Annotated in this window: 20 protein-coding genes; 4 read left to right on the forward strand and 16 right to left on the reverse strand. The window is 45.0% G+C overall.

Going from position 1 to position 20,649, the window contains the following annotated elements; all coding sequences use genetic code 11:
* Positions 1-210 precede the first annotated feature (210 nt).
* Positions 211-816: a tRNA-uridine aminocarboxypropyltransferase gene (locus tag CDZ87_RS02125; protein WP_100751965.1), complete on the reverse strand. Its 606-nt coding sequence runs from the start codon at positions 814-816 to the stop codon at positions 211-213.
* A gap of 3 nt (positions 817-819) precedes the next feature.
* Between CDZ87_RS02125 and rrtA the strand changes: the two genes are divergently transcribed.
* Positions 820-1,383 (forward strand): rhombosortase, encoded by a 564-nt coding sequence (rrtA, locus tag CDZ87_RS02130; RefSeq protein WP_100751966.1) that lies wholly within the window; start codon positions 820-822, stop codon positions 1,381-1,383.
* 105 nt (positions 1,384-1,488) lie between these two features.
* Positions 1,489-2,865, forward strand: coding sequence for a DEAD/DEAH box helicase (locus tag CDZ87_RS02135; RefSeq protein ID WP_100751967.1), 1,377 nt, complete (start codon positions 1,489-1,491; stop codon positions 2,863-2,865).
* A gap of 78 nt (positions 2,866-2,943) precedes the next feature.
* On the opposite strand, the gene sohB is transcribed toward CDZ87_RS02135, so the two are convergent.
* On the reverse strand, positions 2,944-4,005 hold the full coding sequence (gene sohB, locus CDZ87_RS02140) for a protease SohB (protein ID WP_100751968.1): 1,062 nt from the start codon (positions 4,003-4,005) through the stop codon (positions 2,944-2,946).
* An 87-nt stretch (positions 4,006-4,092) separates the two neighbouring features.
* On the opposite strand from sohB, the gene CDZ87_RS02145 reads away from it, so the two are divergent.
* Complete coding sequence (locus tag CDZ87_RS02145) at positions 4,093-4,833, forward strand: YciK family oxidoreductase (RefSeq protein WP_100751969.1); 741 nt, start codon at positions 4,093-4,095, stop codon at positions 4,831-4,833.
* Positions 4,834-4,954: 121 nt separating this feature from the next.
* On the opposite strand, the gene CDZ87_RS02150 is transcribed toward CDZ87_RS02145, so the two are convergent.
* Positions 4,955-5,902 carry a chemotaxis protein CheV gene (locus CDZ87_RS02150; protein ID WP_100751970.1) on the reverse strand — a complete coding sequence of 316 codons (948 nt, stop codon included), beginning with the start codon at positions 5,900-5,902 and terminating at the stop codon, positions 4,955-4,957.
* Between the two features lie 130 nt (positions 5,903-6,032).
* Positions 6,033-7,250 (reverse strand): sugar metabolism global transcriptional regulator Mlc, encoded by a 1,218-nt coding sequence (gene mlc, locus CDZ87_RS02155; protein WP_100751971.1) that lies wholly within the window; start codon positions 7,248-7,250, stop codon positions 6,033-6,035.
* A 342-nt stretch (positions 7,251-7,592) separates the two neighbouring features.
* Between mlc and pyk the strand changes: the two genes are divergently transcribed.
* Positions 7,593-9,041 (forward strand): pyruvate kinase, encoded by a 1,449-nt coding sequence (gene pyk, locus CDZ87_RS02160; protein WP_100751972.1) that lies wholly within the window; start codon positions 7,593-7,595, stop codon positions 9,039-9,041.
* A gap of 57 nt (positions 9,042-9,098) precedes the next feature.
* On the opposite strand, the gene CDZ87_RS02165 is transcribed toward pyk, so the two are convergent.
* The 12 genes from CDZ87_RS02165 to fabD all read right to left on the reverse strand — a co-directional run bounded on the left by CDZ87_RS02165 (position 9,099) and on the right by fabD (position 20,560).
* A complete protein-coding gene (locus CDZ87_RS02165; RefSeq protein WP_100751973.1) occupies positions 9,099-10,241 on the reverse strand; it encodes a patatin-like phospholipase family protein in 1,143 nt (380 codons plus the stop codon).
* Between the two features lie 8 nt (positions 10,242-10,249).
* On the reverse strand, positions 10,250-10,342 hold the full coding sequence (gene cydH, locus CDZ87_RS02170) for a cytochrome bd-I oxidase subunit CydH (protein ID WP_100751974.1): 93 nt from the start codon (positions 10,340-10,342) through the stop codon (positions 10,250-10,252).
* A gap of 516 nt (positions 10,343-10,858) precedes the next feature.
* Complete coding sequence (gene ptsG / locus CDZ87_RS02175; RefSeq protein WP_100751975.1) at positions 10,859-12,289, reverse strand: PTS glucose transporter subunit IIBC; 1,431 nt, start codon at positions 12,287-12,289, stop codon at positions 10,859-10,861.
* 442 nt (positions 12,290-12,731) lie between these two features.
* Positions 12,732-13,499, reverse strand: coding sequence for a TatD family hydrolase (locus CDZ87_RS02180; protein WP_100751976.1), 768 nt, complete (start codon positions 13,497-13,499; stop codon positions 12,732-12,734).
* Positions 13,490-14,452: a DNA polymerase III subunit delta' gene (locus tag CDZ87_RS02185; RefSeq protein ID WP_100751977.1), complete on the reverse strand. Its 963-nt coding sequence runs from the start codon at positions 14,450-14,452 to the stop codon at positions 13,490-13,492. The genes CDZ87_RS02180 and CDZ87_RS02185 overlap by 10 nt, the downstream gene beginning before the upstream one ends.
* Positions 14,453-14,455: 3 nt before the next feature.
* Positions 14,456-15,085, reverse strand: a complete 630-nt coding sequence (tmk, locus tag CDZ87_RS02190) for a dTMP kinase (RefSeq protein ID WP_100751978.1) — start codon at positions 15,083-15,085, stop codon at positions 14,456-14,458.
* Positions 15,082-16,098, reverse strand: a complete 1,017-nt coding sequence (gene mltG / locus CDZ87_RS02195; protein ID WP_100751979.1) for an endolytic transglycosylase MltG — start codon at positions 16,096-16,098, stop codon at positions 15,082-15,084. The genes tmk and mltG overlap by 4 nt, the downstream gene beginning before the upstream one ends.
* Positions 16,095-16,895, reverse strand: a complete 801-nt coding sequence (pabC, locus tag CDZ87_RS02200; RefSeq protein ID WP_100751980.1) for an aminodeoxychorismate lyase — start codon at positions 16,893-16,895, stop codon at positions 16,095-16,097. Before pabC ends, mltG begins: the two co-directional genes overlap by 4 nt.
* 108 nt (positions 16,896-17,003) lie before the next feature.
* Entirely contained in the window at positions 17,004-18,245 is a 1,242-nt protein-coding gene (gene fabF, locus CDZ87_RS02205) for a beta-ketoacyl-ACP synthase II (protein WP_100751981.1), read from the reverse strand.
* Between the two features lie 90 nt (positions 18,246-18,335).
* Positions 18,336-18,569, reverse strand: coding sequence for an acyl carrier protein (acpP, locus tag CDZ87_RS02210; protein WP_004406112.1), 234 nt, complete (start codon positions 18,567-18,569; stop codon positions 18,336-18,338).
* Between the two features lie 304 nt (positions 18,570-18,873).
* Positions 18,874-19,608, reverse strand: a complete 735-nt coding sequence (fabG, locus tag CDZ87_RS02215) for a 3-oxoacyl-ACP reductase FabG (RefSeq protein ID WP_172953547.1) — start codon at positions 19,606-19,608, stop codon at positions 18,874-18,876.
* Between the two features lie 28 nt (positions 19,609-19,636).
* The gene (gene fabD / locus CDZ87_RS02220) at positions 19,637-20,560 is read right to left on the reverse strand and encodes an ACP S-malonyltransferase (protein WP_100751983.1); all 924 of its coding nucleotides are present in this window, start codon (positions 20,558-20,560) and stop codon (positions 19,637-19,639) included.
* Positions 20,561-20,649 lie beyond the last annotated feature (89 nt).

Raw genomic sequence — 20,649 nt, forward strand, 5'->3', positions numbered from 1 at the left:
TGCGCTTAAAGGAACGATCATCGCTCATGTAGCGTTCACAAATACGCACAGCCTTGTTACTACACCCGGCATCTTTGAGCAGCAATGTAAAGAATAGATCATACCGCTGTTCGTCAGCATTTCACTTGTTGAGGTGTAGAAAGAGGCATAGGGCGGGTTGACAACTATGCCTTTGAACTTAAGTTTAGTCTCTTTTGCGCTATTTTCAGGTTAACGCAGATAGTTACTCTCAAATACACCAGGCGGCATTTGCTTGATTTGAAACTCAATCATCTGATTAAACGTGTGAATCAACGCTGAGAAGTCTTGCTCTGGTTCGAGCAGCGAAAGAATATGATAACCAGCTTCAACCGTTGACAAGCTATTGTCACCTGGCGCTTTACGAATACGATAATTGCCTTGTAGGTGATCGGGTAAACGGATCAGAGGCAAAGCGTGCAAGTTGGTTGAAAGCTGCCACATTTTATACGCTTTCTTCCAAGTGCCATCGAGCAAAATAACACGGACTTTTTTGTCCTGACTCCGTTTTCCGACTGCGCCGTGAGCAAGGGCTGACTCTCCTGGGTAGAGAACAAAATGGCAATAGTGCGGATCGCTGAGCAACACGTTGAGCTGTGTGTTATCACTGAAGTCTTCCCCGACTAAACAGTGGCAGTTCGCTAATGAGAGTTGCAAAATTCTTGCCGTCCCCATCGGCTTGCTTGTTTCGCTATGATGCTGGAGGATGACCAACTCAACGTTCGATGTTAGGCTTTGTACCCACTCACAGATACAAGCTTTGAGTGATTTTTTGCATTGAGAACAGTATCGGGACATAGTGTGCGTGTATTTTTTCTGTTAATCGTTATTAGCTTAGTTTGCATCGGCTTACAATTCGATCCGCAGGCCTCTTTCGTTAATTGGCAGCGTTATCTTATTTTGGATGGCCAGTGGTGGCGAATCCTAACAGGAAACTTCACCCATACCAACTTCCCCCATTTAGCCATGAATTTAGGTGGACTTTGGATGATCGGTTTGATTTTTAAACCGAGTGACAAAGCGTTGCTATTTTGTCTATTCATGACCAGCGCCGCTATCGGCATGCTCAATTTCTTTAGCAGTATGAATAGTTATGTTGGCCTATCAGGTACCTTGCACGGCTTATTTGTTTATTTTGCCCTCCAAGAAGCGCTGAATGGACGCAAGAGCAGTTGGTTACTTGTGGGCGGAGTCTGTGTGAAAGTTGCTTGGGAATTGGCCATGGGCGCATCACAGTCAACTCAAGACCTGATCAATGCTCAAGTGGCTGTTGACGCTCACCTTTATGGCACTCTGTCAGGTATCGTTCTCGCAACCGCACTGTATGTATACCAAAATAAAGCAAGACTTCAGCGTGCTTCGTGATAATTTGGTTGATGTTCCTCGTTAAAGGGCGCAGAATGACGCCCTTTTTCGCGTAGTTTCAATTTGCTCGCGATTTGTCCGATTTTACCATCTAGAGAACATACTATGGGTTTTACCTCCTTGGGCCTTTCTGCTCCGATTCTTAAAGCAATTGAAGAGCAAGGCTATGACACTCCCTCTCCTATTCAGGAGCAAGCAATTCCTGCCGTTTTAGCAGGTAAAGATGTCATGGCGGCCGCGCAGACAGGTACCGGTAAAACGGCTGGTTTCACCTTGCCTATCTTAGAACGTTTAGACAATGGCCAGCGCGTGAAAGACAATCACATTCGCGCTTTAGTTCTAACACCCACTCGTGAGCTTGCTGCGCAAGTCCAAGAGAATGTTTTTAAGTACAGCCGCTACCAACGCCTAACGTCTCAAGTAGTCTTCGGAGGAGTTAAAATCAACCCACAGATGCTTAAGCTACGCCCAGGGTGTGATGTATTGGTGGCGACACCAGGTCGACTTCTCGATCTTTATCAGCAAAACGCGCTTAAATTTGACCAACTCGAAGTATTGGTTCTGGACGAAGCTGACCGTATGCTCGATATGGGCTTTATCCGCGACATCAGAAAAATTCTTAACTTGTTGCCAGCAAAACGCCAAAACCTACTCTTCTCTGCGACGTTCTCGGCTGAAATTCGTCAATTGGCGAAAGGCTTAGTGAACGACCCGGTTGAAGTGTCGGTCAATACTGAAAACTCGACAGCCGTAACAATTGAACAATGCATCTACCCAGCTGACAAACGCAAAAAAGCGCCAATGCTGGTGAAATTGATCAACGATGGTAACTGGAGACAAGTACTGGTCTTTTCTCGTACTAAACATGGTGCCAACCGTCTGTCGCATTACCTTAATGAGCAAGGGATTACCGCGGCACCGATTCACGGTAACAAGAGCCAAGGTGCTCGAACTCGTGCACTGGCTGATTTTAAATCGGGCGATGTTCGCGTCTTAGTCGCCACCGATATTGCTGCGCGTGGTATTGATATACCACAACTCCCACAAGTGGTTAACTTCGAGTTACCCAATGTCTCTGAAGACTATGTTCACCGTATCGGTCGTACTGGCCGCGCAGGTGAAGTGGGTAAAGCGATCTCCCTGGTTGAGGCAGATGAAGCCATCGACCTATTTGGTATTGAACGTTTGATTCAACAAATCTTGCCGCGTATGGAGCTTGAAGGTTTTAAACCCGTTAACGAGCTACCAGAATCAAGGCTAGATACACGCCCGATTAAACCAAAGAAACCGAAGAAGCCAAAAGTAGGACACCAAGACGGTCAGCGCTCAGGTGATAATGCACGCGGCAATAAACCGGCAGGTAAGAACAAACGTCACTTCGGTGGTAACAAGCCAAACGGCCAACGAAGCGACGGCAATAAACCTTCGACAAGCAAGCCGGCTCGCCGTCGACCAAGTAAACCGCAAGCGGCTCGCAGCTAAGTCTCGTAGAGAAGTTAAGCTCGCCACATCAAGCATAAAAAAAGCGCCCATCATTTGATGAGCGCTTTTTTATGTAACTTAAACAATCGGGCGCTGGCCACGATCGATAAGTTTCATCAGTACATTATCTACCGCTTCACCAGCCAGACCAGCCAGCTTAGAAGTCAGTTTTTTCTTTTCGACGTAGTGAATCGCTAGCACAGTTTTCTCTTTACATGCTGCCACAACCAAGTCATCTGACGTTGTGATCTCATCTACTAAGCCTAGATCAAAGGCTGTCGTGCCAAACCAATGCTCACCTGTCGCCACTTTCTCAAGGACAAGTTGTGGGCGACGTTCACGGATAAAGTCTTTAAACAGGCCATGGGTTTCTTCAAGCTCTTGTTTGAACTTCTCACGCGCTTTATCCGTGTTCTCACCAAACATGGTTAAGGTGCGCTTATACTCGCCCGCTGTTAGCTGCTCATACTCAATATCATATTTTTTCAATACCTTATGGAAGTTAGGTAATTGAGCAATCACCCCAATCGAGCCAACAATAGCAAACGGCGCTGACACGACCTTATCGGCAATACAAGCCATCATATAACCGCCACTGGCTGCCACTTTGTCTACGGCAATAGTTAAAGGCAACCCAGCTGACTTAATGCGATCCAGTTGCGATGAGGCTAAGCCGTAACCGTGCACCATGCCGCCGCCAGACTCAAGACGCAGTAAGACTTCATCACCTTCACGTGCCACCGCCAGAATCGCAGTAACCTCTTCGCGCAATGACGCAACCTCTTTGGCATCAATACTGCCTTTAAAGTCGAGTACAAATAGGTGTGGTTCACGTTTGCTATCAAGATCCCCCTCTTTTGAAGCCTTTTTGATCGCTTTCTCACGCGCTTTGCTCTTCTCTTTATCGAGTTTTTTCTCCGCTTTATCGCGCGCCTTAAGAAAAGTATTGTCGTGCAAATGATGCTCTAGCTGTTCAACCGTTCGCTTGTGTTGTTCAGTTAAGTCAGTAATTTCTAACTCACCTTTCGCCGCTCCGCTCTTACCACCCAATGCTTTGGCGATAACTAAAATCGCCATAATGGCAACCACGACAGTCACAATCTTGGCCAAAAACAGCCCGTAGTCCAACAAAAATTCCAATGTGATATCCCCTCATATGCGAATTGGTGTATTGTAACCACCAAGTTATGTATTCATAAAGCAGATCATTACAAAAGGATAAACATCGTGGAATATGCTGTTTCTTCAGATGCCCTAAAAGGGAAAATTATTCTGGTTACTGGCGCTGGCGCTGGTATCGGTAAACAAGCCGCTCTCTCTTACGCTCAGTATGGTGCAAGCGTGATTCTACTGGGGCGTACTGTAAACAAGCTTGAACAGACTTATGATGAAATTGAAGCGGCAGGCTACCCGACACCTGCGATCATCCCTCTCGATATGAAAGGCGCAACCAAACAGAATTATGTCGACATGGCCGATACGATTGAGAGCCAGTTCGGTCGTTTAGACGGTATATTGCATAATGCTAGTCTATTGGGTGTTATCAGCCCGTTTGACCAAATTGGTGAAGATACTTACGATGATATTATGCAGGTCAACGTCAAAGCGCAGTTTTTGATGACTCAAGCACTACTGCCATTGCTGCATAAATCACAAGATGGGCGTATTGTATTTACTTCATCGACCGTTGGCCATCGTGGTCGTGCATTCTGGGGCACCTACGCCATCTCTAAATTTGCTACCGAAGGTATGATGCAAGTCTTGGCCGATGAGTTAAGCGACAGCACCATTCGAGTCAATGCTATCAACCCAGGGGCAACACGTACTGCAATGCGAGCAAAAGCATATCCTGCTGAAGATACGGATCTGCTTAAAACACCTCTAGACATCATGCCACTTTATCTCTACCTGATGGCACCTGAGAGCAACAGCGTCAATGGCCAATGTATTGATGCTCAGCCGAAATAGCTGGTAATCCCTTTATTTCCCAATATACAACGCCTTGCGTCTACTTCAGTCACACGCAAGGCGTTTTGCTTTACGCCCTAATTATTCAACAAAGCCTTATTGGTAAGATCGTTCAATTGACCTAGCGATTAAGAATTTGCCTTAATCTGTCTTGTGCAACCTCAACCAGAAGGTCCGGCTGAAACTTAGAAATGAATCGATCACAACCAACTTTCTTAACCATAGCATCGTTAAAGCTGCCACTTAACGATGTATTCAATGTGACGTAAAGGTCTTTCATTCGTGGATCACTACGCACTTCATGCGTGAGCTTATAGCCATCCATCTCTGGCATTTCCGCGTCGGTGATCATCAGCAATAACTCTTCAACCACGTTTTTACCCTCATCACACCAAGATTTCAGTAGATTAAGAGCTTCAAGACCATCACGACATTCAATAATATTTAACCCTAGCTGAGAAAGCGTACCGCGCACTTGAGAACGGGCTGTCGATGAATCGTCTACAATTAAGACGTTTCGACCGACCATTTGATTAACTAGCTCCTGATCAAGCACGCCTTCAGAAATCGAAACATCGTAATCGATGATCTGAGCGAGTACTTTTTCCACATCAATAATTTCGACAATCTCCTGCCGCTTATCCTCTTTAACATGAGTAATTGCAGTCAAGTAAGTTGAACGACCTGCAGTCTTTGGCGGTGGCTGAATCTCTGTCCATGTGGTATTGATAATATTACGCACCTGACCGACTAAGAAGCCTTGTATACTGCGGTTGTACTCGGTAATGATCAGGTTCTCTTCTTGATCTTCAAGGCGTGATGGCGGAAAGCCAATCGCAGCTCTGAGATCAATCACTGGCACCGACACGCCACGTAATGACGCAACACCTCTAATATGATGGTGCGAACCGGGCATTTTCGTCATCGGTGGCACTTTAATCACTTCGCGGACTTTAAACACGTTAATCGCGAATAGTTGCCTGCTGTTTAAACTAAATAACAATAACTCAAGGCGGTTTTCACCGACAAGGTTTGTTCGTTGGTCAACGGTATTTAAAACTCCAGACATACTCATTCTCAACCGGTGTGTATATAACAAAGGTAGTCTATAGCAAGACTAAGATAAAAATAAACCCACATATCATTTCAGATTATATGGGTTCACCTTAAATATAAAGGAGATCTAAAGCTCAGAAACGCTACCCTTCTATTACCTTCATCAATAAAAGGCCATCGTAGAGCGCTTGCTTAACCAAGGCAGCACCAGGCATAGTGGCTTGTTTATAAAAACGCGATTCCACCAACTCTAAATCTTGGTGGTAAACGGGCAGACTCTGCTCTTCAATGCAAGTCTGAATTGCAGGATAGAGCACATCTTTTGCTTGATTGATGACGCCGCCAATCAACACCTTTTCTGGGTTAAATAGGTTGATAACGATCGCTATCGCCGAGCCTAGGTAACGGCCGAGTTTCTCAATCACATCAACCGCCAATGGGTCGCCGCTAGCCGCTGCTTCACAAATGTCTTCAACTGAAACTTCTTCGATAGCAGACAGTGATGACTCTTCGCCTCGTGCAATACGTTCGCTGACTTCATTACGAATTGCTTGAGAACTCGCCACTGTTTCAAGACAGCCTCGATTACCACAGTGGCACTGTTTTCCGCTTGGATCGATTTGAATATGGCCTAGCTCACCAATATTACCATGTCGCCCTTGCAGAACGCGTCCATCTAATATGATGCCCGCCCCCAAGCCATGGTGGATAGAAATCAACACCGAGTTTTCATTCTCTTGTGAGTGACCAAACAGTTTTTCAGCCAAAGCCCAAGCGCGAGTATCATTCGCCACAAACACCGGTAACCCCGTCGCTTTATAAATCTCAGGGCCAAGCGGCAGGTTTTCAACATGGTAGTGCGGCATTTGTAACACAATGCCTTGTTCCGAATTGACAAGACCTGGCAAAGTAATCGCAATACTGGTAACCCGATCGAGTTGGTCGGCATAAGTTTGAAAAAACTCATCAATTTCATGCAATAAACGGGCTAGTACGTCATCTTGATCAACTTCATGTATGTCAATTTTGGTGTCGATTAGTACATCTCCACCCAACTCATGCAGCGCGATAGTCAAATAACCACGACCAAGACGCATAGACAGAAACTGCCACCCCTCGTTATTGACTTGTAAGCCAACAGCCGGTCGACCGCGACTGGTTGCTTCTTGTACCGTGGTTTCATGGATCAAATGCGCCTCGATAAGCTCTCGGGTAATTTTGGTAATGCTCGCCGGTGCAAGCGTACTTTTTTTCGAGAGATCTATTCGAGAAATAGGGCCTTGTTGATCAATGAGTTTATATACACGGCCAGCATTGACCTGCTTGATGTGATCAATATGGCCTGGTTGAGCCATGTACATAGAGTGCTCCGAATATCAATAACCTAGTAATTTTTTTACTTTGCGAAGTAATTGTGAAGAGCTTTGATGAATCGCCGTGACAAGGGTCACGTATAAACATTTTTGTTTGTGTTGTGAATCAAATAGCGAACTATTAATCCCAATCTAGATTAATTTTTTTTGCGTTAATAATTATGTCTATAATCATACTTACATCGCTTTAATCACCGCCAATTGGCGATTTCAAAACACGGTGGCATCGCGGGTATATACTTAACCTTAACAGTAATAATGATTAGGTAGTAAGATCCGTGCTCGCCTTTTAGAGTGTGGACTTGGCAGATTCAACTCAAGGAGAACCGAATGACTGCAATCCAAAGAAGAACCAAAATTGTTTCAACCCTTGGACCTTCAACCGATCAACCAGGTGTACTTGAATCTATTCTCGAAGCAGGTGTCAACGTAGTACGCATGAACTTCTCTCACGGTAGCGCAGATGATCATCGTGAGCGGGCGACTCGCGTCCGTAATATTGCGGCTAAATTAGGCACTCACGTGGCAATATTAGGTGATTTGCAAGGGCCTAAAATTCGTGTTTCAACCTTTAAACAAGGAAAAGTTCAGCTCAATATCGGCGATATCTTTACTTTAGATAGCGAACTTGCAGTAGGGGAAGGAAATCAACATTCCGTTGGCCTTGATTACAAAGCACTGCCGCATGATGTGTCAACCGGTGATGTTTTACTGCTTGATGATGGGCGTGTACAACTGCAAGTGATCAGTGTGAACGAGACTCAAGTGCAAACCAAAGTCACGATTGGTGGTCAGCTGTCAAATAATAAAGGGATCAATAAAAAAGGCGGAGGATTGTCGGCAGATGCTCTTACTGAAAAAGACAAGCAAGACATTATACTCGCAGCAGAGATAAAAGTGGATTATCTGGCTGTCTCTTTTCCACGTAACGGTGAAGACATGAATTACGCTCGTCGCCTTGCGGTAGACGCGGGCCTAAAAGCACGCCTGGTTGCCAAAGTTGAGCGAGCAGAGACAGTCGCAACCGATAGCAATATCGACGATATTATTATGGCCTCTGATGTGGTAATGGTCGCTCGTGGTGATTTAGGAGTAGAAATTGGTGATCCAGAATTAATCGGGGTTCAAAAGAAATTAATTCGTCGAGCAAAAGAGCTCAACCGGGTTGTCATCACGGCGACACAAATGATGGAGTCGATGATGGAAAGCCCCATGCCTACGCGCGCAGAGGTAATGGATGTTGCCAACGCGGTCCTTGATGGCACTGATGCGGTAATGCTGTCAGGTGAGACCGCTGCAGGTAAGTATCCAATAGAAACGGTTCGCTCTATGGCTGACGTGTGCATTGGCGCAGAGAAAATGATGGAGGCGCACCAATATAACTACCGTATTAGTACCTCATTTGTGACTGCCGAAGAAACCGTTGCTATGTCTACAATTTATGCAGCCAACCATATGGAGGGTGTTAAAGCGATGATAACTCTCACGGAGTCGGGGCGAACAGCGTTAATGACTTCTCGCTTAAACTCAGAGCTGCCTATTTTTGCGATGTCACCGAACAAGGAAAGCTTAAACCGTTGTGCGCTGTTTCGTGGTGTCACTCCGGTGTATTTTGATACCCGCGCTGATACCGGATTTGATGTTGCAGCGGCTGCATTAAATACCCTGAAACAACAAAAGCTCTTAGAATTTGGCGATTTGGTGATTATTACTCAAGGTGACATTATGGATGTTGAGGGGTCAACTAACTGCATGCGAATATTAGCTGTATTTGAATAATCCTGCGCCATTGAATAGCGGTATTAACATGTGATAAACACTGCATATTAATGATGTCTAACTAATATGCAGTGTTGGACTGATTTGACTAAACTGGTCAACAAAACGATAACCAGCATCTACGCCGAGCTGATAGTCATGGAGCAAGTCTTCTTTCTCGCTCATCAACGAATTCGATTTCAATGGCTGTTCAGGTCGAATCTGAATAATAAAACAATCATCGGGTGGCGAATTTAAGAAGTCTTGGGTTAACGAGTAAGTTTGATAGTGAACCATCAGCATGTCCGCCAAGCTCGAGTCAAACTTATCACCGATTAAATGGCTCAAACGGTAGACTTCATCTGCACCAAATAACCAACGACCACCATTGAGTGATTCGGTTTTACCATCAAGACTATTTTGTTGAACCGCACGTTGCATTTGATAATGAAAAAAAGTACTCCAATCTTGCTTCCACTGGCCTAGCTTCTCTTGCCATTGCCCTTGGATAACATTAAATGAATCTTTCAACCATGTAACCTGAGGCTCCTGATTTAGCGCAACGGTGCCCGTTGCTAAATCATGCTCTTCGGTACGAATCACAACAATACAACGCGCCTCTTGGCGCCAGGCTTCTTGTACGGGTATTGATGCCGACACTCCACCATCCACATACTCCCCATGCGGAAATTTCACCGGCTGATGATAAAGACGAGGGATTGCACAAGTTGCTATTAACACTTGTCGCCAATCGTCTTGTAGCATGGGTAAGTAGTGGTCATGTAAACGTGTTGTATCTGTAACCGCAGCAAATGCTTCTCGTCCCTGCAGCATTCTTCGCCCCATATCAATGTCAAGCCGATAGGGGTAATCACTGATTTTATCTAATGCCCAATCAAGACCAAGAAACTGCTTGCGGCGGATATAACGGAACAATTGAAAAAATTCAGGGTCTGTAGTTAGATCTAAGATAAAGGAACGCCCTATCCCATGCTGGCGACATAAGAACCCACACAGATTTAGCGCACCCGCTGACGTGCCATAAAAAGAGTGGAAAGGATCAAAGTTGGAAAGAAGAAAGGCGTCTAAGACACCAGCAGTAAAAATACCTCGCTGGCCGCCACCTTGAGCGACCAGCGCATTTTTACCACCAGTGTAGCGCTTGAGTCGTCCTCTATCGAGATGTACAGCAGCGTTGGTAATAACACCGCAGTTTTTCATACCGAGCCCTACGCTGAAATTACAGCAGTAATAGCAAAGCCAAGTATCATCGCAAAAGTGCACGCGGTGATCAGTAGCGCCAATTTAAGATCGTGTTGCATAAACACCTCCTAGTTGTGTAACAAAGTAACAACATCAACCCGATGTATTTTCAATATATACACTTTTTTTGCTCAAAATTATGGTGTTAGCGTCACAATTACTGCGTATGCCACCGGTTGAGGTGAGGGGCAACCTAGGCATAAAGCCATTTTAGTCCTTTTCATCACTCTATCTATCGTGTGACTGTGCATTTAGTCAACTCTGCAACGACACTTAAACCTTGATCGAAAGCTACACCCAACTCAATATCACTTGCCTCTTTCGCACTTGCATTAATACTGATTAGCAACACTACACTGACGAACAAACTCGGTTGTTTAACCACTACCCTATCCTTTGACTTATCCTAATAGCGACACATTATCCAAGCATTATTGACCTCTATGTCATTACCCAGTCAAGACCGCGACAAAGGAAAATCAAACCCACGGTTACCACTAAAGTGTCAACTGTACTCTCAACAAACGTAAAAAGGAGGCCGAGGCCTCCTTTTATCAATGATGAGTTAGTGGGGATTAACCGTTGTTACGGATCCACTCATCCATTTCTGTTTTCAGGTTGTCAGACTTAGTACCGAAGATAGCTTGAACACCACCAGATACTACAACTACACCTGCAGCACCAAGTTGTTTTAACTTCTCTTGGTTAACCGCTTCCGTTTTCGTAACAGAAACACGTAGACGAGTGATACAAGCATCTAAATTAGTGATGTTCTCTTTACCACCGAATGCAGCAACAAGTTCACCAGCAAGCTCTGTTCCTGTAGCAGTAGAAGAATCTTCTGTTTCATCTTCGCGACCAGGCGTTTTAAGGTCCATAGTACGGATAACGAAAGTAAACACGACGTAGTAAAGTACTGCGTAAGCAACACCCAAGCCAACGAGCAGCAACATGTTTTCAGCACGAGGAGATTGAACAACAAAGTCAATGAAACCGTTCGAGAACGTGTGGCCGTGAACAACACCTAGTGAGTTAGTCAACACATATGCAAGGCCAGAAAGTACTGCGTGGATTCCGTAAAGTACTGGAGCAATGAATAGGAAAGAGAATTCAATAGGTTCAGTAATACCGGTTAGGAATGAAGTCAAAGCAGCAGATGCCATGATACCCATTACTTTAGCGCGGTTTTCAGGCTTAGCACTGTGCGCAATTGCGATAGCAGCAGCAGGAAGACCGAACATTTTGAATAGGTAACCACCCGCTAGCTGACCAAAACCGTTACCCGCAGCACGAGAGGCGTCATCAGCCGTCAAGAAACAAGTCATGATACCATTAGCTTGTTCACCAGCGTTGTTTACACAGCTACCGGCTTCATAGAAGAAAGGTACGTTCCAGATATGGTGAAGACCAAATGGAATTAATGAACGCTCAACGATACCGTAAATACCAAATGCCGTTACTGGATTTTGGTTGGCAGCCCAATCAGAGAATGCTGCGATAGCAGAACCTACTGGTGGCCAAATTACAGATAGGATTACACCCAAACCAATCGCTAAAAAACCAGTAATGATTGGCACTGCACGTTTACCCGCGAAGAAGCCTAAGTATTCAGGTAACTGGATTTTGTAGAAACGGTTGAATGACCAAGCCGCAACACCACCAGCGAGGATACCACCGAGAACACCAGTTTCGATACCATCAACACCCATTACGCCCGCCATTACTTTTAGCGTCGCAACCATGATGCCGTAACCGACAATAGCAGATAGACCTGATACACCATCATTATTAGTGAAACCAAGTGCTACACCTACAGCAAATAGTAGTGCCATTTGACCAAAGACTGAACCGCCCGCTTGCTCCATCAAATGTGAAACAACTTCTGGTAGCCAGCTAAAGTTTGCCGCACCTACACCCAACAAAATACCTGCAACTGGTAAAACTGATACTGGTAGCATCAAAGCCTTACCAACTTTCTGCAGGTTTGCAAAAAGGTTCTTAAACATGTTTATGCTCCTGATAAATTATAAGAATTTTTGGGTTCTAACGGCACACCCCCGTAGCCTATAATGTTAGCACCCTAAGAAAATGTAACCACATATGACAGTATATTTTCTGCTTCTAAATATATATTGCGAGTAATCAAACTTTCTAGTTAGTTACGGAATTTAGTTTCAAACTAATAGATAGATCACAATCCACACCTCAATTTGAAACGGACCTCAAATGCTTAAGCTATTGATTTAATTGCATTTAACAACATGGCCGATTAATTTTGATGGGTAAATAAAATAGATGGCATTGTTATTTTCTGTAACAAATTTACAAAATGACTTTATCGGCTCTAAAGTTCAACAAATTTAGTAAATAATAGCCAACTTTAAACTTATTATGAATTTTGGCATAAAAAAACATCCATGTGGTTATCTTTTAATCAAATCTCATTTTCTATCTCAAAAAAAGATTTCTGAAGTTTTCGCTAGTTTTCTGTCCAACTTCGTGTAACGAACAACCTTTTAGCTGTGCGATATACGCGGCGACTTCAACAACATAAGCAGGTTGGTTTTGCTTCCCTCGATGAGGAACGGGGGCAAGATAGGGCGAATCAGTTTCAATCAATAGGCACTCTAACGGCAAAGCTTGAACAACTTGCTTTAGTTCAGTCGCTTGTTTGAACGTGACAATACCTGAAATTGAGATATAAAAACCGAGCTCTATTGCCGCCTTGGCAAAAGCAAGATCTTCGGTAAAGCAGTGGATCACTCCGCCGCATTGATCCGCACTGCCTTTGCGCAAAATGTCGAGTGTATCTTCTCTAGCATTGCGAGTATGGATGATGAGTGGCTTGTTTAACTTAACCGCCAACTCTACTTGCTGTTCAAATCGCAGTTTTTGCAATTGCGCCGTTTCAGGTTGATAGTGATAATCTAACCCCGTTTCACCAATAGCGACAACACGTGGGTGTGACGCGTATTCATGCAACGTATCTAAGGCAAAGTCACTTTCAACATCGAGTGGATGTACGCCACAAGAAGCATAGACGTTTTCATAAGGCTCGATCATCGCGAGCATATTAGGAAACGAGTCAAGCGTAACCCCAACAGACAATAGCTCTCGGACATTTGCAGCGTTGGCTTTATCTAGCACATCTTCAATGCCTTGGTGAAGTTCTTGAAAATCGAGTTTGTCTAAATGACAGTGAGAGTCTACGAACATGTTTCCTCGTTAAATTTAAATAACCAATCCAAGATAAGCAGTTCAGCATTGAGACCTGAATGCTGGCGAAGTTGTTCCATCAAAGCCAGTAAAGCTTGTGATTGTGAGTATAGCTGCTGATAAGCAACTACGCTGGCAAGTGCTTGAGACCCCGGCGTAAAAAATGCCATGTTTAAACCATAATGCACTTTTTGAGCATCAGACAAGAGATACCACATCCAATTGAGTTGCTCGTGTGGCTCTGTGGCAAGTTCTTTGGCCAACTTAACCACATCGCCGGAGCGCTGGCACCAAGCAGTCAATTGAGCTTCTAAAGCCAAATAACGACTCATTTTATCTTGTTCAATAAATGCGAGCGTCGTAATGGGCGCATTGCCATTGATATGCGCCGCATATTCAGGAACCGAACCATTAAACTGCTGACTCAACCATTGGGCAACCAACTGTGATTCAGGCGCCGTTAAGTGCCATTGCTGACAACGGCTAGTAATGGTCGGTAATAAGGCACTTGAACGGTGACTGACCAATAAAAACAGACAGGTTTTGGAGGGCTCTTCCAACGTTTTCAATAATGCATTGGCCGCGGATTCATTCATCGCCTCAGCAGGTTCAATGACAAACAAACGCAAACCAGACAGCTGCGAAGATTCGTGCGCTAAGCGGTTACATTGACGAATTTGGTCGACCGTAATCGCTTTACCCTCTTTTTCAGGCTTAATGATGTGAAAGTCAGGATGACTTTGAGAATTCATCAACTGACAGCTATGACAAAACCCACACGCCTCTGCTGGGTAGTTTTGGCACATTACTGCACGGCTAAACTGATCAACTAACTGTTCAGCCCCCATCCCTTGCTCAGCAACCAACAGTGCTGCATTTGAAAAGCGATCCGTTTGCAAGTTTGTCTGCCACTCACTCCACAGATGAGTTAACCAAGGATAAAGCTCATTCATAGACTATGTATTTAACCAGTTAGTGATAACGAGGCGAATATCCTTCGCCACTTGCTCAATCGACTGTTCGGCGTTAACCACGACAACCGTGTCATCATTTTCCGCTAGCTCTAGATAACGCGCACGGGTACGGTCAAAAAAGCTCATATCCATCTTCTCGATGCGATCTAACTCACCACGTCCACGGGCACGTTCAAGGCCAATTTGCGGGTCAAGATCCAAATAGAGGGTTAAGTCAGGCTTAAAGTTACCTAACGTAGTTTGCTTAAGTGCAGCCATCGTCTCACTTGAGATCTGACGACCGCCCCCTTGATAAGCTTGAGAAGACATGTCGTGGCGGTCACCCACCACCCACACACCATCAGCTAGAGCAGGCTTGATAACATTTTCGACCAACTGAACGCGAGCGGCGTACATCAGCAGCAGCTCTGTCATATCTTGCAACTCTTCGCCTTCATGCTCTTGTTTGACCAAAGTGCGTAACTTTTCGGCCAAAGCAGTTCCACCAGGTTCACGGGTATTGCGGATGCGATCAACCCCCGCTTGTTTCAGCGTGTCTAGAACCGCATTAATTGCGGTACTTTTCCCCGCCCCTTCTAGGCCTTCGATGACGATGAATTGTGCGTTTTTCATTGGTTACTTCTTAATTGTTTTAAATAAGCGCGAACCGCGCGGTTATGCTCGACAAGTGTTTTAGAAAACACGTGCCCACCGTTGCCACTTGCGACAAAATAGAGGTAGTCACTTTGCTCTGGGTTGAGAGCAGCAGCGATAGAGGCCTCTCCCGGCATCGCAATCGGCGTCGGTGGCAACCCCGCGATCGTATAGGTGTTATATGGCGTCGGCGTGCGCAAATCTTTTTTACGAATGTTGCCATCGTATTTATCACCCATACCATAAATAACTGTCGGATCTGTCTGCAATCGCATCCGTTTATTAAGTCGATTGATAAACACTGACGCCACCCGTTCTCGCTCTGAGTCGATGGCGGTCTCTTTCTCAATAATAGAAGCCAGTATTAAGGCCTCGTAAGCCGATTTTAGTGGTAACTTTTCTTGACGCTGTGCCCAATGCTGATCTATCACGATTTGCAACTTATCCGCAGCGCGTTTAAGAATATCAAAGTCAGATGCACCAAACGTGTAATGATAAGTCTCCGCTAAGAACAGTCCCTCTAGTTTGCTATATTCTAATCCAAGCTTCTGCCCAATTTGAGCTTCACTAAGCCCTTGCAGTTCGTGCTCTAAATACGGGGCGCTATGCAAAATCTCAAGCCACTGTTTAAAAGTCGATCCTTCAATAAAAGTAATCGCAAACTGATGCTCTTTACCCTGCTTAAATTCCGCTAAGGCTTCAGCTAACGTTAAGTTAGGTTCAAGTAAGTAAGTCCCCGCTTTCAATTGAGTTAGTTGCGGGTAAAAACGACGAACTAACTTCACCCAATCACTTGGATTGATTAGATCAGCTTGGGTAAGATTGATGAGAACGCGGTTAAAGCTGGTTCCTGGTTCAATGGTAAAAATTTGTGCTTCTTTAAGCTGAAGCGGCTGGGTAATGTACTGCTCGACTTGTTTGGTCACGTATGAGTAACCTGCCGTTAGAAAAACAGCGACAAAGAGCAACAAGAGAGCGATTTTTTTAATCACGACTCGACCATCTCCTGAATTCGTGTAGTTATGATTCCAATATCAAAGCGTTGTGACCCTATTTGACGAACAGGTGCAACGCCAAGCAAAGAGTTGCAGATAAACACCTCTTGAGCTTGGATTAAGTCCGAGAGAGTAAACTGGCCTACCTCAACCTTAATCGCCTGCTTTTGTGCCCAATCCAGTACGACACGACGCATCACACCGGAAACACCACAAAGGGATAAATCAGGGCTAAACAGGGTGTTATTTTGCCACCAAAAAAGATTCGCTATGGTCGTTTCGACCACGTTGCCTTTTATATCCAACGCAACGCCATCGGCAAACCCACGGCGGTCCATCTCACCTTTAAGCAAGACTTGCTCGAGGCGGTTGTTATGCTTATGACCGGCTAGCACTGGATTATGACCCAGTCGCGTTGCACATATACCTAGCGTCAACCCCTCTTGGCACCATTGTTCATAGTGAGAGGGATAAATAAAGTCGTTAATAGTAACATTTGGTGAGGTGACTTGAGTAGGGCTATATCCACGTCCGCCTTCGCCGCGGCTGATATGTAACTTTAACCCGGCCTTGTGATCATCGCGAATCACACTACTCAGCCATTTTTCAACCAACAGCCAATCAGGATGGGGAATGTACAGTGCATCCAAACAATCGTTCATTCGCTGAACATGAAGGGACCAGTGCTGAATAGCACCATCACGGGTGAGCATGGTGGTAAAACAGCCGTCACCGTATTGGAATGAGCGATCGGTCAATGCAATTGACTCAGCGCGAACACCATTAAGCAACATATCATTTCCTTATGAACACACAACAAACTGACTATTAGAGGCTATTAAATAACAAAACGGCTTAATGCCAAAGCAGTAAGCCGTTTTTATTGAGTTTGCCAAGTCTAATTAAATCTTCTTGAACACAAGCGAGCCGTTCGTACCACCAAAGCCAAATGAGTTACAGATGGCGTAATCCATCGACACTTTTTGTGCGGTATGTGGAACGAGATCGATATCGAGATCGTCTTCAGGATTATCTAGATTGATGGTTGGTGGGACAATTTGATCCACCAAAGACATCACAGTAATAATCGCTTCTACAGAACCTGCAGCACCTAGTAAGTGACCGGTCATAGATTTAGTTGAAGAAACTTTAACTTGCTTAGCACCCTCTTGACCAAGAGCACGCTTAACACCTTTGATTTCTGCAACATCACCTGCTGGCGTAGATGTACCGTGAGCGTTTACATAACCAACCTGAGTACCAGTGATACCTGCATCACGCATTGCCGCTTCCATTGCCAATGCGCCACCTGAACCATCTTCACTTGGTGAAGTCATGTGGTAAGCATCGCCAGACATACCGAAACCAACAAGCTCTGCATAAATCTTTGCGCCGCGCGCTTTAGCATGGTCGTACTCTTCAAGCACAATCACACCAGCACCGTCACCTAAGACGAAGCCATCACGATCTTTATCCCATGGACGAGACGCTTTTTGTGGTTCGTCATTACGAGTCGAAAGTGCTTTAGCGGCACCAAAACCAGCCATTCCAAGCGGTGTAGATGCTTTTTCTGAGCCACCTGCGACCATCGCTTCTGCATCGCCATATGCAATCATACGAGCCGCATGACCAATGTTATGAAGGCCAGTTGTACACGCCGTCGAGATCGCAAGATTCGGACCACGTAGACCACGCATAATAGATAAGTTACCTGCAACCATGTTAACGATGGTTGATGGAACGAAGAACGGGCTAACTTTACGTGGGCCTTTTTCAACTAGCGCGGTGTGACCTGCTTCAATCAACTCTAAGCCACCAATGCCTGAACCGATCGCTACACCAACACGTGCCGCGTTTTCTTCGTTAATTTGTAAACCAGAGTCATCTAAAGCTTGTATACCCGCTGCAATACCGTACTGGATGAAGAGATCCATTTTACGAGCATCTTTCTTCGACATGTATTCTGTGCAGTCGAAATCTTTCACTAAGCCCGCAAAGCGAGTTGAGTAATTTTCGGTATCAAAATGGTCGATATTACCGATACCACTTTGACCAGCTAGCAGGGCTTTCCAAGATGATTCTACGCTGTTGCCTACCGGTGACAACATACCCATGCCAGTGACAACAACACGACGCTTGGACACGATTTTATTCTCCGGAATTGAAATGATTCTATGGAAGGATAGAAGTGTTTAAAAGAACACAGGCGGCCAGAAGGCCGCCTGGGAGAGATATTACTGAGCGCTGTTTACGTAGTCGATTGCAGCTTGAACAGTAGTGATTTTCTCAGCTTCTTCGTCTGGAATCTCAGTGTCGAATTCTTCTTCTAGAGCCATTACTAGTTCAACAGTGTCTAGAGAATCAGCACCTAGATCGTCAACGAATGAAGCTTCGTTTTTAACTTCAGCTTCGTCTACACCTAGCTGTTCAACAATGATTTTCTTTACGCGTTCTTCGATGTTGCTCATTTTTCTTTTCCTTTACAGATTTCGCTCAATGCGATGATTCCGTAGTTTATTAGAACTACTGAAAGTTGCAAGAGGGACCTTGCTGGTCAAACCACAATTTTAGCGATTTTAACCGAAATTCAATACATTTTTGACTTAAATCATGCACAAATGTTGCGCAACTCTATGTCAATTATCACAAACTATAGGCTATTTTAATGACAATAAGTAGCATAGCTGGCGACATTATAGACAAATTCACTGCCGTTGCAGAAATTTGAGTGAAAATTAATGAAAATTTTCCTCAATTCTACAAGAAAGCGATTTACACCATGTACATACCGCCATTTACATGCAAAGTTTCGCCTGTAATATACGCCGCTTCCGGTGAAGCAAGGAAGACAACAGCTGCAGCGATTTCACGCGGATCACCTAAACGACCTGCTGGTACATTGGTAAGCGTCGTTGCACGTTGCTCATCGTTTAGTGCTTTCGTCATATCTGTTTCGATAAAACCAGGCGCAACCGTATTGACAGTGATACCACGAGACGCTACTTCACGAGCCATCGATTTAGTGAAACCTATCACACCTGCTTTAGCGGCAGCGTAGTTAGTTTGACCTGCGTTACCCATAGTACCCACAACAGAGCCGACGTTGATAATACGACCTGCACGTTTTTTCATCATGCCACGCAATACTGCTTTTGACATACGGAAGATAGGTGTTAGGTTTGTATCGATGATGTCGTTCCACTCATCATCTTTCATTCGCATCAGTAGATTATCACGAGTGATGCCCGCATTGTTCACTAGAATATCAATCACGCCAAACTCTTCATTGATCGCTTTCAGCGTTGCTTCAATGGATGCCACATCCGTCACGTTAAGCGCCATACCTTTGCCATTATCACCAAGGTATTCACTGATCGCAGCTGCGCCGCCTTCAGAAGTCGCAGTACCGACTACCGTCGCACCGCGCTCAACCAACAGTTCAGCGATAGCACGGCCAATTCCGCGACTAGCACCTGTCACTAGAGCAATTTTGCCTTCTAGATTCATCATATTCTTCTTTCCTATGCTCTGTAAGTTACTTTGCAGCGTCTAACGAAGCGATGTCATTCACAGCAGCGCTACTCAGTGTCTTCACGATACGTTTAGTCAGGCCTGTCAGTACTTTACCTGGGCCCAACTCTAATAGTTTTTCTACGCCTTGATCACTCATTAGCTGTACACTTTCAGTCCAACGTACTGGGTTGTACAACTGGCGAACAAGCGCATCTTTAATTTTCGCCGGTTCCGTCTCAGCAATCACATCAACGTTATTGATGACAGGCAACTGAGGGGAATTAAATTCAATCTCTTCAAGCGCCACAGCAAGCTTATCTGCCGCAGGTTTCATCAATGCGCAGTGGGAGGGAACAGAAACGGGCAACGGTAAAGCACGTTTTGCACCCGCTTCTTTACACAATGCACCCGCGCGCTCGACGGCGGCTTTACTACCCGCAATTACCACCTGACCTGGTGAGTTAAAGTTGACTGGCGAAACAACATCGCCTTGAGCTGCGTCTTCACACGCTTGAGCAATCGCACTGTCGTCAAGACCGATGATGGCATACATGGCACCAGTACCTGCTGGTACCGCTTCTTGCATTAACTGACCGCGTAGTTCAACCAGTTTGATCGCTTGTTTAAAGTCAATCACACCAGCACACACTAGTGCTGAGTACTCACCTAAACTGTGGCCCGCTAGTTTAGCCGGTTGTTCTAGACCAAGATCTTGCCAAACGCGCCAGATAGCAACGGATGATGCTAGTAATGCTGGCTGAGTACGATGCGTTTGATTGAGATCTTCAGCAGGACCATTTTGAACCAAAGCCCAAAGGTCATAGCCAAGAGCGTCAGACGCTTCAGCAAATGTTTGTTTAACTACGTCATACTGTTCGCCAAGCTCCGCTAGCATGCCAACTGCTTGAGAACCTTGACCTGGAAATACGATAGCAAACTTGCTCATTATCTATTCCTTAAACCATTTTCTTTCATAAAAGAGAACAAAGAAAAGATGCCAATACTGGCACCTTCAATTGTAACTATTCTGCTGCA

Source organism: Vibrio salilacus (assembly GCF_002811245.1).
Lineage (GTDB): Bacteria > Pseudomonadota > Gammaproteobacteria > Enterobacterales > Vibrionaceae > Vibrio > Vibrio salilacus.

Bases quoted from the DNA above. Each gene is read 5' to 3' on its own strand.
- CDZ87_RS02165 (WP_100751973.1), bottom strand. From the start codon at position 10,241: ATGAAAAACTGCGGTGTTATTACCAACGCTGCTGTACATCTCGATAGA.
- mlc (WP_100751971.1), bottom strand. From the start codon at position 7,250: ATGTACATGGCTCAACCAGGCCATATTGATCACATCAAGCAGGTCAAT.
- CDZ87_RS02180 (WP_100751976.1), bottom strand. From the start codon at position 13,499: ATGTTCGTAGACTCTCACTGTCATTTAGACAAACTCGATTTTCAAGAA.
- cydH (WP_100751974.1), bottom strand. From the start codon at position 10,342: ATGCAACACGATCTTAAATTGGCGCTACTGATCACCGCGTGCACTTTT.
- acpP (WP_004406112.1), bottom strand. From the start codon at position 18,569: ATGAGCAACATCGAAGAACGCGTAAAGAAAATCATTGTTGAACAGCTA.
- CDZ87_RS02150 (WP_100751970.1), bottom strand. From the start codon at position 5,902: ATGTCTGGAGTTTTAAATACCGTTGACCAACGAACAAACCTTGTCGGT.
- CDZ87_RS02135 (WP_100751967.1), top strand. From the start codon at position 1,489: ATGGGTTTTACCTCCTTGGGCCTTTCTGCTCCGATTCTTAAAGCAATT.
- fabG (WP_172953547.1), bottom strand. From the start codon at position 19,608: ATGAATCTAGAAGGCAAAATTGCTCTAGTGACAGGTGCTAGTCGCGGA.
- pyk (WP_100751972.1), top strand. From the start codon at position 7,593: ATGACTGCAATCCAAAGAAGAACCAAAATTGTTTCAACCCTTGGACCT.
- CDZ87_RS02185 (WP_100751977.1), bottom strand. From the start codon at position 14,452: ATGAATGAGCTTTATCCTTGGTTAACTCATCTGTGGAGTGAGTGGCAG.
- pabC (WP_100751980.1), bottom strand. From the start codon at position 16,895: ATGTTGCTTAATGGTGTTCGCGCTGAGTCAATTGCATTGACCGATCGC.
- fabD (WP_100751983.1), bottom strand. From the start codon at position 20,560: ATGAGCAAGTTTGCTATCGTATTTCCAGGTCAAGGTTCTCAAGCAGTT.
- CDZ87_RS02125 (WP_100751965.1), bottom strand. From the start codon at position 816: ATGTCCCGATACTGTTCTCAATGCAAAAAATCACTCAAAGCTTGTATC.
- tmk (WP_100751978.1), bottom strand. From the start codon at position 15,085: ATGAAAAACGCACAATTCATCGTCATCGAAGGCCTAGAAGGGGCGGGG.
- ptsG (WP_100751975.1), bottom strand. From the start codon at position 12,289: ATGTTTAAGAACCTTTTTGCAAACCTGCAGAAAGTTGGTAAGGCTTTG.